This is a genomic window from Edaphobacter sp. 12200R-103 (assembly GCF_010093025.1).
Lineage (GTDB): Bacteria > Acidobacteriota > Terriglobia > Terriglobales > Acidobacteriaceae > Edaphobacter.
The window spans coordinates 1982832-1994955 of the sequence record NZ_CP048114.1 but is presented as its reverse complement, the minus strand read 5'-3'; the positions used below and the strand labels follow the sequence as shown (position 1 = coordinate 1994955).

Genomic DNA, 12124 nt, shown 5'->3' with positions numbered 1-12124 from the left:
AGGGATCGGTTGTAGGGGCAGATGGCGTCGTATCGTATAAAGTCTGGACGTCGCCGATTATCAATTGAAAGAGGAGGCGGAACGCTGGCTGATCCAATTGAATTTGGAATGGGCCGTAGAGGTTACACCCTGCGGCGAGTGGTTCGACCAGGCAAGTGAACAGATGGAGCCCGGGCCACACTTTCTCGCACATCTGATCGACACAGAAAATCGCTCGTGGATTCATCTGGATACCGGAAGGTGGCTTCGGTGGCACAGTCGGTATTATGGCGCAGTGCCACGCCCAATGGCCATGAGATGCATCCAGATAAAGTCACCTGTACCGACAGATAGATCCTGGCAGAGCAGGGAACTAACTTGGTAAATCAAGGCAACAGCTAATCGCTAAAGTCGATGGGGCATAGTATTCCATCCATACCTGCTGACACTCTAGCGGCGAAGGTTCGGCTTGAGCCTACCCTATTTACTGCACGGTCAGCCTGACTGAAGTGGTGTGTTGCAAGGTGGTGTTCTGGGGCCCCGCCGCTGTTCCGGTCACAGTAATGGTGTAATTTTTCGGAGTCTCACTGAAAAAACCGTTACCCGCGCCACAACCGGTCAGCCCCGTGATTGCTGCCAATCCAACCAGTGCAATGGCACTCAGCAGAAGGGGCTTTATCTTTTGACTCCTCTTACGTGACACGTCGAAGAAAGGGATGAAGAATATAGCAATCAGAATACCGCTTCCGCTCAAGGTCCTGTGCAGTGATGCAGTAATGCCTGGGGTCGTAACGACCATAGAGAAATTGGTTCCCGTCGGACCTGGGGTAAAGGTCTGGGGAGAAAATGCTACGGTCGCTCCCGGAGGCAGTCCGGTGGCCGATAAGGTAATCGGAAAGGTAAATGCGCTGGATACAGGCTGGAGCGAGAATTTATACGTCGCTGCTTGTCCAGGCTGAACTGTCTGGTCTGTGTCGGCGCCGGAAACAGGATTGAAACTGAAATCCTGAACAACCTGCGAGAGGATCGGGGAGCTGCTTCCAATGAAATTAGGGTCGCCGCCGTAAACAGCCGTAATAGTATGCGATCCTGCGGATAACGTGCTGGTCGTCACGGATGCCGAACCAGAGATAAGCGACGGTGCGCCGAGCACAGCAGGGCCATCGTGAAACGTGATTACACCCGTTGCCGATCCTGCTGCAGCTACGGTGGCTGTAAACATAATTGGTTGCCCCAGCAGGCTTGGCGAAGCATTTGTCACAAGCGATGTTGTTGTGGAGGATTGTTCGGCTGAACCGTTGAGAAGAATTCGCTGCGGTGCAATGTCAGCGCCTCCAAAGGACACAGATCCGTCAGTTGCGCCTGAGGCAAGTGGAAGGTACGCAATATTTTGAGTACAGTTTGCGCCTGGAGCAAGAATAATCGGAGCAGTTGAACATGTTCCGCCGCTCGCCGTCGTAAAGGCCCCAATAAAATTTATTTGTGAAACTGTAATCGGAGCATTGCCGATGTTTGTGAGCGTTACGGTCTGGGGTGTGGAGGGAGTACCCACAGGCTGATGCGCAAAAGCCAATAATGGCAATTTGCTGTTACGGATTCGCTCATTTAAGGTGTCTGCAATCGCCAGATTTCCTGAGGCATCTGCCGTAACTCCTCTGGGCGCATTCAGAAGAGCACTGGTTGCTATTCCGCTATCCCCAGCAAAGCCCTGTTGCCCTGTGCCGGCAAGCGTCACAATGGTTCCATTCCCGACCTGACGAATACGTTGATTGTTCGTATCTGCGATATAGACATTTCCTGCATTATCGACAGAGACACCGCTTGGCTTCGCCAGCAGAGCAGCCGCTGCATTCGCTCCATCCCCGGAGTAGCCACCCGCGAAGGTTACGGTGGTGCCACTGCCTGCGATCGTAGATATCTTACCTGCCGGATCTACGACCCGGACTCGATGATTGTGCTGATCCGCTATATAGATCTTCCCAGAGCTGTCGACTGCAACTCCTGTCGGCAAATCGAGTGAAGCAGCTACCGCTGCTCCGCCATCACCCGCAAAGCCCTCATTCCCATTGCCCGCGACCGTTGTGATGACGTTTCCAGCAACCTTACGAATACGCTGGTTATTTGTATCTGCAATATAGAGATTGCCTGCTGAGTCTGCAGCAACGGATGAGGGAAGCGACAGCTGCGCAGAGGTCGCCGCCCCTCCATCTCCCGAAAATCCGGCGGTCGCTGTTCCTGCGATCGTAGAGATTACACCATTTGCAACCTTCCGGATACGGTTGTTGTGCGAATCTGCAATGTAGATATCTCCACTGCTATCCACTGCCACGCCGGTCGGAGTGTCAAGATACGCCTGCGTGGCGGCTGCGCCATCACCGCCGAATCCCGCAGTGCCGTTGCCGGCAACCGTTGTGATGGTGCCATCGGCAGATACTTTACGAACGACGTGATTCTGCGTATCCGCAATAAAGAGATTTCCATTTGTATCGTATGCTGTGGCTGAGGGGGAGGCCAGGGTTGCCGATGTGGCTGTCCCTCCATCGCCGCCATAACCGACGACTCGAGTTCCCGTGTTCGTCGCGATGGATCTGCCAGGGGTGACGGACAGAATGCCCTGGGCCAGCAGAGGCGTCGCTCCACAAAAAAACGCGCATGCAATGGACGGAGCCGTTTTTTGCAGGAACTTCTTCGTTAACTTACGCATCAATCAACCTTTATTCGCCGATTTACTATCGGTAGCTCTCCAATGCATCTCTACCTGGAGAGCATCGCTTGCTATTTCCTGAAATCCAAGCCGTTCGTATAACCTTCGAGCCGGATTTCCATGATCGACGCTGAGTGTGATCATGGCTGCCTTTGTCGCAGCCTTATATTGCAGCTCCGACAGCAACTGTGTCGCAATTCCTCGACCCTGGTACGCACTCGAAATGCATAGATCGACAACCCGTATCTCGCCGGCGCTATGATTTAGAAGCAGCTCGCCAATCGGCTGCTGCTGTATGTCGCAAATTACGAAATCCTGCAGGCCGGAAAACTGCTGAGCAAATCCCTTTATGCGTGCCCGATACTGCATTTGCAGGACCGGGCGAAGTTGGATGTCATCCCATTCCAGAGCCGCGAATTTCGGTGAATTCCTTTCGACGAAGAGAGCCAAAAGGAAAGAGGCATCTTCATCGCAAGCGATACGGAGAGCATGATGGATGCTCCTGGAATCTACGGAATGGATCGCTGCTGCTGACATGCGGGTTCGTGTGTCTGGCCGGTCCTGCTTTATTGCCGCGAGGGATATATTCCCGTCGTCGCGATGATGTAATTGACTACCAGGTATGGCTGCACGACGGGGATGGGAGCACTATTGCCAGTTTGGGCAATGGCGGAGGGATCCATGACCGCGTTTGGCTTGTTTTCTGTAAACGCGAGAACTGGTGTCCCACTGTTATCCGACCCTGCTGCCCATACATCGCCTGTCGGATCGGCGAGGGTGGCGTCGACATTGCTTCCAGCTACGATATGTGTGTGGGCGGGCAGCTGCTGTGCCGTCATCGTTATACTTTCGCTTCCCCCCGTTCCTCCCTCGGTATAGTTCGTTCCCAAAGTGGACTGCCCCCAACTTACAGAGGTGCGCCCTCTAAGGTCAGGAAGGTTGAAGTTCGTGGTCCCATTGCCGCCGAATTGCACTCCAAGCAGCGAAAATAAGGCCTGGTTCTGCGCAATCGGCAACGCCTGGCCATTGCAAAGCGCCCATCCACGCGGCGCAAAATTGAAGCTCACAGCCCGGATCTCTCCCAGATACCAATTTGCCATCTCAAAACTCCTTTTCGGTTTTGCCGCTGCACTCTAAAGCCCACCGCAAGTGGTTAGCCCTGACTTGGGAATACTCCCGCGACAGCGATCATGTAATTTACCGTCAGATAAGGTTGCAAAATTGGGAAGGGCTGGCTCCCACCTGTAGAAGAAATCGTGGCGGGTGCAAGAGAGGCATTTCCTGGAGGTGCTGAGTAGCCGTCCAGGATGGTGGAACCGTCCTGTGTCACTTGTGCCCATGTTGCATTCGAGGTGGGAGCCTTGAGCGTCGCAACTTCGGTGCTGACATTGACTGCGTGTGTGTGTGCCGCCATCTGTGAAGGCAGAATCGTTACTTGTTCTGTTCCAGCCATCTGTCCTATGACGTAGGTGCTGGAGTTTCCATTCAATTTGCCCTGATGGACAGCGACACGTCCTCGCAGGTCGGGAATTCCGAAGGTGTTTATGCCGTCGCCGCCATACGTAGTTCCCAAAAGGGCGTAAAGCGTATCGTTTTCTGATATTGACAACAGGCGTCCATCACAAGGCAGCCATCCTGGAGGTGCGAAACCGAACGCTGCTTCCCGAATCTCGCCTAAAAAAGGTGTAGCCATTAAATCTCTCCTTGAGCCACAAAAACTCATGCAACAGTAGTCATTACGGACGCGGCGGGAAAATACCCTCGAGGGCAATGATGTAATTGAGGGTCAGATATGGCTGCAGAATGTTCATCGGCTGGCTCCCTCCCGTGGGACTGAGGGTCGTCGGCGGCATCGTTACATTCGGCGGTGGAGGAGCGTAGTCGTTATAGCTTGTTCCGGCGCCGTCATTTACCTGCGTCCATACGGAACCTTGAGGCGATGTATTCCCTCCAGGATTCGCATTGGCAGACGCTAGATGGCTGTGAAGAGGTATCTGGTTCAGAGTGAGAGAAACGTTCTCTTCGCCAGCGCTTTCGCCGATCGTATAAGGGCTTAAACCAGTACCGGTTCCAAGGCCAATCCCCACTCTTCCTCGAAGATCAGGGAGGGAAAATGTAGTGGTACCGTTTCCCCCGAAATATGTTCCCAGTAGAGAAAAAAGTGCAGTGTATCGAGAGATTGGAAGAATTTGCCCCTGGCAGAGAGCCCAGCCGACGGGTGCAAAATTGAACGCCGTCGGTCGAATCTCGCCTAGATATTGATCAGACATCTATTACTCTCCTTGTCAGTCAATTTCCTGATGAAAGAGCCATGACGTTGCATGAACGCCAATAGCCATGAACCTGCCCTGTCAAACATTATTGACAGACGAATGATGTGTAGAACGGTGGATTTGAAGTTGCTGCGAGTGTTACAACCTGAAGTGTGACGATGTCACCCTGAGAAAGACTCGCACTTAAAGTGCAGGTCTGCGGAGCAGAGCCACCCGATGGGGAGCAGGTATCGAGGGTTGCTCCAGTCGTTAGAGCCTGAGCGCCGGCATTGGGAGTCAACTTCACCAAACTGTAGGTGACCCCTGTCGTTGCATAAGCAGTCACGTTTAATGAGGCGGTGCAGTTAGCAGAAGCTCTCAAGCTATTTTGACCATTCGGCGTGGCTGTCGCAGTACCATTCGAGTTTGGATTGAAATAAATTGTTCCCGCAGCGGTAGCCATATTGTGGCCTGCACCACCGATTGAACTGCCTCCTGCAGGACCTTGCGGACCTTGTGGTCCTGCCGGTCCCTGTGGGCCGGTCGCTCCAGTCGCTCCGGTTGGTCCCGTAGGCCCGGTTGCTCCATCGGCGCCTTTCAGAGCGAGAACAGCCCATACGCCCCCAGAGCCTGCTACGTCGGTCGCGGGGTCAATTGCCAGATTGGAAGCGAGCGCGATATAGCTCGTGCCACTCTCCGCAACTGCGTCTCCGATGGAATACATCGTCGAGCTTTGCCATGTGCCGCGGAAGTTGACTGGAGGTCCTTGTGGTCCTGTGGCCCCCTGTATGCCCTGAAGGCCTGTTGGCCCTATCGGTCCCTGAGGGCCCATAGGGCCTGTGAGGCCGATATTTCCCTGGATGCCTTGAGGTCCCTGTGGGCCTGTGGAACCTGTTGCACCATCAATACCCTTCTGTGCCAAAACAGCCCAGGTACCGCCTGGGCCTGATACATCGATAGCGGGATCGACATTGAAATTGTTTGCGAGCGCGATATAACTTGTTCCGCTCTCCGCAACGGTATCTCCTATGGAATAGATCTTTGCGCTATTCCACGTCCCCTGAAAGGAGATTGGCGGCCCGGCGGGGCCTGTGGCCCCTGGTATACCTTGTGGGCCCTGTATGCCCTGCGCACCAGTCGCTCCTTGTGGGCCAACCGGGCCTATAAGTCCCTGGATACCTTGTGGCCCTTGAGGTCCAACGGGGCCTGTCGGTCCAGCGACACCAGAGGTCGCACGCCAAGATGTCGGGTCAGTTCCGGGAACGACGTTTGTACTGTCCTGCAGAGCAACGTAGGTATTTCCGTCGGTCGAATAGTACACCACGGAACCTGCTGGATAGGTCACGCTCGCCGACCATGCACCGCCAACGAACGGTCCGGCCGGGCCGGTTGCGCCAATTGGGCCAGCCGGTCCTGTTGGTCCGGCAGCTCCTTGCGGGCCGATCGGGCCCGGTGTTCCGGGAACGCCCTGTGGGCCAGCAGGACCCTGTATTCCTTGCGGTCCGACCGAAACGACCGTCACATCGAGATATGCAGCGTGTCCCGTCTGATCGTTTTCTTTGCTGTCCAGAAGTACATTGGCGCCGGATGAAGCAAGAGCCACGCCGTAGTTGCTGGCGGGAGTTGTAATCCACCCCTGCACGAGCGAGGTGACATCGACGGTAATATATTGTCCCGCGGCCGAAACAGGAGTGGTGGCAGTAGCTGCGCCCGCGCCGGGGGCTGTTGCTGCGGTAATACCGTATTCAGACCATGCACCGGTCACCGGTGCAAGTGTCAGAGATCCGGGCGTAAACACGCGATTGACGAACAGCGTGAGAGTCGCTCGAGATATCTGGGTCGAGGTAATACCGGCTGGCAAACTGCTGAGATCGAACTGCAGATAGGCTGTATTGCCGTTCCCAACATACAAATTGGACATGTAGCCCAGATTGACATCGGATCGAGCCGCACTGACGTGGGCATCTGCGACCAGGGGGGCCTCAGTGGCGTGTGCAGAAACATTGTAGAAACCCAGCCAAAGGCACAAGGCAAAAATACGAGCAAAGCCTGAAAGTCTCAGCGCAGGCACGGGTACTCCTCTTATCGATCAGAATCGGGAAATTCAAAAGGTCAATCTGTCGCGCAGGTCACTTTAACTCGCTTTCTTGCAAGGGGAAAGATAAGTCAGATGTTTCCTGAGCGCACCTCACACAGTGGCGCGTTACGCGGCCAAAAAAAATACACATTTAGGGGAATGGTGTCCGGGGGGATTTTGACTTATCTTTACGGCGTCAGCCGTTTTGCCGCAAATGCCATCGAAGGCCCACCCGCCGAGGGGCTGGATCCGATTTGAAAGAGATGGGAAAGGATCCCGTTAATGCGCAGACAATATTTCCGATGGTCACGCAACTCTACAGACAGACATAGAGAACATCTCTCAGGCGGAGATATTCGCGAGCCATTCCTGGAACATTCTGGTTGCGGAACCAACCAGAGCCCCTTGATCATCTTTCGCATCTTTGCGAATCTGGCGGGGATCGATGCCTGCCGAGGCCAATTCTGCCGCGTGTCCAATCAGCCACGCCTCCAGGTTGGCTGGGTTAGCCTCAGGGTGAAACTGTAGCCCAAGGATATTGGCGCCGATGGAAAAGGCTTGATTTGGGCACAGCGGTGTCGATGCCAGCACGGTCGCATCCATGGGCAGTTCCAGATTGTCTCCATGCCAGTGGAGCACTGGAACCCCTTCGAGATGACGAAGCGCACTGACTCTTCCGTCCGGGCTGAGCGAAACAGGAGCAAAACCGATCTCCTTGCCGCCGCTGGGAGCAACCCGGGAACCTAAAGCCGCTGCAATTTGTTGTGCTCCAAGGCAGATGCCGACGGTTGGGAGATTGGAGGCAAGCCTTCGCTGAAGAAGCCTCCGCTCCTCAAGGAGGAATGGATAGGTCTCGTCATCGTAAACTCCCACAGGTCCTCCTAGTATGACCATGATGTTTGGGGACAATGAATCGACCACGGAGAGATCATGAGTTCCAGCATCTAAATAGCGCACCTCATATCCGGCCGCCTGCAGAACCCCATGAAACAAACCCAGATCTTCAAAATGAACATGCCGAATAGCTACAACAGACTTCATGCGATTGCGTCTCCCGGTATAGTCGTCACAGCTCTAAAGAGTACTCGTTCCCTCCGAAAGGAATGCCTGACGGCAGATAGATAGCTTCCACGACCAGAGCGTATTCCGTGATGCTAGGGCTTCTCCGGCCCTATCGATCTCAAGAGAGAGCCTGCCTGATTATGATGGACGAGACATGCTGACGATCGAGCAAATCCTGATTATCATGGCGATCCTGCTCGCACTGGGGGTGGTCGCGAGCAAGGCGTCCAGTAAGCTCGGGGTGCCGGCATTACTGTTGTTTCTTTTGATTGGGATACTGGCTGGATCGGAGGGACCGGGCCGCATTCCCTTCGATAATGCAGGTCTGGCTCAATCCGTCGGCGTGGTGGCACTAGCCTTCATCCTTTTTGCGGGCGGCCTGGATACCAACTGGCGTGTCGTCGCGCCAGTATTGTGGCAAGCCTTGAGTCTGGCCTCGATTGGCGTCTTTATTACGGCAATCATCGTAGGCTGGTTTTCCACAGTGCTGCTCGGCGTCGACTGGCTCCATGGCTTGCTCGTGGGAGCGATCGTTTCCTCGACCGATGCCGCTGCGGTCTTCTCGGTTTTGCGCTCTCAGGGAATCTCGTTGAAGGGCAGAATCCAGCCGCTCCTGGAACTGGAGTCGGGCACCAATGATCCCATGGCCGTCTTCCTGACGGTCGGAATCATTCATCTGATCCAATCTCCTGGCCAAAGTCCCTGGCTGCTGGTATTGCTGTTTTTAAAACAGATGCTGATCGGCGGCGTGGCAGGTTGGGCAATCGGAAGAGCAGCAGTGCCCCTCATCAATCGATTGAATCTGGACGCGGAGGGACTCTATTCAGCCCTAACTGTAGCCATCGTTCTGTTCAGCTACGGAGTCACTACGGCATTGGGAGGAAGCGGATTTCTGGCCGTCTATCTCACTGGGGTGGTGATGGGAAATAGAGACTTCGTCCATCGCCGCAGCCTGACGACATTCCACAGCGGTCTTGCATGGCTTATGCAAATCATCCTGTTCCTGGTTTTAGGTCTTCTGGTTTATCCGTCGAGACTGCTGCCAGTCATGGGAGTTTCTGTGCTTCTTGCGCTGTTTCTGGTCGTGGTTGCACGTCCTCTGGGCGTCTTTATCAGCCTCGCCTTCGGGAAGGTCGGATTACGCCCCAAGATCCTGATCTCATGGATCGGTCTGAGAGGAGCGGTCCCCATTGTTCTGGCGACTTTTCCGCTGCTTGAGGGAGTGCAGAATGCGGAGATCTACTTCAACATCGTCTTTTTCACGGTATCGATTTCTTTGCTCCTGCAGGGAACCACGATTGGATGGCTTGCGCAGAAGCTGAAGTTGCAGAAGCCATTGCCCGCTACTGACCGAAGATTTCCTTTAGAGATGCTCCCGGCTGGAGAAGAGCAGGGCCAGGTCGTCGAAATAACAGTGAGTGAAGGATCAAACGCTGTGGACAGGCAGCTTGTTGCCCTCCATCTCCCGCGCGAGGCTCATATCATGCTGGTGACAAGAAAGAACGAGCATCTGGTACCGCGAGGCAGTACAACAATCAGGGCCGGAGACATCCTTTCGGTATTAGCCGATCAGGAAGCTCTGGGAAAAGTCCGTTCCATTATGATCAAAGCCCCTCCCGTCGAGCACGACCCGGAAGCCTCATTCTGACGCCAGAAGAAGAACGCGTCGAACCGTCAGGAACTCTGGTTGCCGACCGTAATGCGGTACCGCATTCAGCTCGTTTTAAAACGGCTATCTGCTGATGTGGTTTATGTTCCACCCACTGCCATGTTACCGTTGTTGTCGAAAGAAGCAGACCATTGCGATGGCTCGGCTGAAAAGTGAATTTGTCTGAAGCCTTGTTGAGCTTTACGAAAGCTGAGATCTGATTCAAGCATGCCGAACGCCCGAATCCTTAACTGGAATATGCAGGATTGCGACCCTACCAACGCGCGCTTCCTCGATATTGTCGAAGCCACTGCAATGGTTGTCGCAGATAACCGGATTGACATCCTCGTATTGCCGGAAGTGAATACGAAGAATGGTACGGCTGGCGACGTCTATAGCACCCATCAGAGATGCCCTGAGTGACTATGACGCCAGGCACTCTCGGACCTGCGTCATGTCTCCGAATGCGAATCTCAGGTTCGATGCGTTTTTCGTACGCGATACGACTTTCACCGCACCCTGTATTTATCAATGTATTAAATCCTGTTCCCCCGAATTTTAGGGACGCAGGAACAAACATTGCGGAATGGGATTCCTTGTAAATCCTGTGCTAATGAAAAGGAGAACTCATGAAATTGAGCGGAAGCAGGCCGAACTTTCTGATAATCATGGTGGATCAGCAACGTTATCCTGTGAGCTATGAAACTCCGGAAGTGAAGCAGTATCTGAAGCGCGGCCTTCAGGCACAGGAATGGATGCGTTCCCGAGGGATGGAGTTTCACCGGCACTATGCATCGTCCACGGCCTGCCAGCCCAGCCGCGCGACCCTGTTCACCGGCCAATACCCTTCGCTGCACGGTGTGAGCCAGACAGCTGGAGCCGCGAAAGGTTCCTTTGATCCGGACATGTTCTGGCTCGATGCGAATACCATACCGACGCTCGGAGAATACTTTCGCGCGGGTGGTTATCGCACGTACTACAAGGGCAAGTGGCACTTTTCGCATGCCGATATCGTGATGGGGGGCACTCACGAATCCATCGATAGTTCGACCGATGCCGGCAAGCCCATTCCGGAGATCGCAGATATCTACCGGCGCGCCAACCGGCTGGACTCATATGGCTTTGATGGGTGGGTCGGCCCTGAGCCGCATGGCCCCAAGCTGGCAAATTCCGGAACGCGTCGTGATCCACTCTACGCCCGCGAAGTTGTGGCACAGGTCGAAATGCTTGATAAGGAGAGGAAGAAGTCGCGTTCGCCGCTTCCACCGTGGCTGATGGTGAGCTCGTTCGTAAACCCCCACGATATTGTCTTCTTCGGGGCCGCATGGAAAAAGTTCGGATTACCCTACACGCGAGGTCCGGTTCCGGAAATTCCGAAGCCCAAGACCGAGCGTGAAAATTTGGACACTAAACCGAGCTGCCAGAAGAGCTACGTAGACGTTTATCCGAAGATGCTCACCCCGCAGCCCACTGTGCAGGAATACCGCCAGTTTTATTACTACCTGCAGAAGGAAGTGGACTCCCATATTCAGAAGGTGTATCGCGCGCTCGAAAACTCCTCGTTCTTCGAGAACACCATCGTGGTGTTTACCGCAGATCATGGCGATCAACTGGGCGCGCATGGAGGGATGCAGCAGAAGTGGCACAACATGTACGAAGAATCCGTGCATGTGCCGCTTATCTTCTCCAACCCGGTTCTTTTTAAGGAACCGCAATCAGCCAATCTCTTGTCGACACATGTGGATCTTCTGCCTACCCTGCTCGATCTCGCCGGCATCGATCCGGAGAAAGTGCGTACCGAATTGGCGAAGACTCACACCGATGCGCGTCCGTTGGTCGGGCGTAGCCTTGCCCCCGCGCTTCTGGGCAAGGCGAACCGTGACCGCGCCGAACCGCTGTATTTTATGACGGATGACGAGATCAGCTCCGGCCTCAATCAGACGACCATGATGACAGGCAAACCGTATACCTCGGTCATTCAACCGAATCATGTGGAGGCGGTGTTCACCATGATCGAGACGGACAGTGGGACTCAGATCTGGAAATACGCTCGCTATTTCGATAATCCCCAATTCTGGACCAGCCCGTTCCAATACAACGTTGTGGATGAAGACAAACAGTACAGCAAGCCGAAACCGGCGGAATTCGAGATGTACAACCTGACCGACGATCCGCTGGAACAGGTTAACCTGGCTCATCCCGCCCATCGCGATCGCAGCACGCGGAAGATCGAAAAGCATTTGCGGGAGCTGCTCATGGAACAGCGCAAAGGGAAGAGGCAATATCCAGAAGCTCTCAGGGAATACGCCAGCTATTTATGAACGATGCGTTGAAAGACGTACAGCATCCATCACGGCCGTCGTTGATTTTGTATCGAATGGAATCTGCAGCGGCGCTAGAAC

Annotated in this window: 10 protein-coding genes and 1 pseudogene; 3 read left to right on the top strand and 8 right to left on the bottom strand. The window is 54.4% G+C overall.

What is annotated here, in order from left to right; all coding sequences use genetic code 11:
* Positions 1-463: 463 nt before the first annotated feature.
* The 8 genes and pseudogenes from GWR55_RS08325 to GWR55_RS08295 all read right to left on the bottom strand — a co-directional run bounded on the left by GWR55_RS08325 (position 464) and on the right by GWR55_RS08295 (position 8053).
* A complete protein-coding gene (locus GWR55_RS08325) occupies positions 464-2683 on the bottom strand; it encodes an Ig-like domain repeat protein (RefSeq protein WP_162401855.1) in 2220 nt (739 codons plus the stop codon).
* Positions 2684-2686: 3 nt separating this feature from the next.
* Entirely contained in the window at positions 2687-3133 is a 447-nt protein-coding gene (locus tag GWR55_RS08320) for an N-acetyltransferase (protein WP_162401854.1), read from the bottom strand.
* A gap of 116 nt (positions 3134-3249) precedes the next feature.
* Positions 3250-3783, bottom strand: a complete 534-nt coding sequence (locus GWR55_RS08315; protein WP_162401853.1) for a phage tail protein — start codon at positions 3781-3783, stop codon at positions 3250-3252.
* Positions 3784-3836: 53 nt separating this feature from the next.
* Entirely contained in the window at positions 3837-4376 is a 540-nt protein-coding gene (locus GWR55_RS08310; RefSeq protein WP_162401852.1) for a phage tail protein, read from the bottom strand.
* 43 nt (positions 4377-4419) lie between these two features.
* Positions 4420-4770 (bottom strand): phage tail protein, encoded by a 351-nt coding sequence (locus GWR55_RS08305; RefSeq protein ID WP_238398803.1) that lies wholly within the window; start codon positions 4768-4770, stop codon positions 4420-4422.
* A 57-nt stretch (positions 4771-4827) separates the two neighbouring features.
* Positions 4828-4953: pseudogene (locus GWR55_RS19250) on the bottom strand (phage tail protein); the annotation flags it as partial.
* 88 nt (positions 4954-5041) lie between these two features.
* The gene (locus GWR55_RS19480) at positions 5042-7006 is read right to left on the bottom strand and encodes a DNRLRE domain-containing protein (RefSeq protein ID WP_162401850.1); all 1965 of its coding nucleotides are present in this window, start codon (positions 7004-7006) and stop codon (positions 5042-5044) included.
* A gap of 348 nt (positions 7007-7354) precedes the next feature.
* A complete protein-coding gene (locus tag GWR55_RS08295) occupies positions 7355-8053 on the bottom strand; it encodes a glutamine amidotransferase (protein ID WP_162401849.1) in 699 nt (232 codons plus the stop codon).
* Between the two features lie 175 nt (positions 8054-8228).
* Between GWR55_RS08295 and GWR55_RS08290 the strand changes: the two genes are divergently transcribed.
* The 3 genes from GWR55_RS08290 to GWR55_RS08280 all read left to right on the top strand — a co-directional run bounded on the left by GWR55_RS08290 (position 8229) and on the right by GWR55_RS08280 (position 12043).
* Complete coding sequence (locus tag GWR55_RS08290; RefSeq protein ID WP_162401848.1) at positions 8229-9722, top strand: potassium/proton antiporter; 1494 nt, start codon at positions 8229-8231, stop codon at positions 9720-9722.
* A gap of 228 nt (positions 9723-9950) precedes the next feature.
* Positions 9951-10145 (top strand): hypothetical protein, encoded by a 195-nt coding sequence (locus GWR55_RS08285; RefSeq protein ID WP_162401847.1) that lies wholly within the window; start codon positions 9951-9953, stop codon positions 10143-10145.
* 206 nt (positions 10146-10351) lie between these two features.
* Positions 10352-12043, top strand: coding sequence for a sulfatase-like hydrolase/transferase (locus GWR55_RS08280; protein WP_162401846.1), 1692 nt, complete (start codon positions 10352-10354; stop codon positions 12041-12043).
* Positions 12044-12124: the final 81 nt, after the last annotated feature.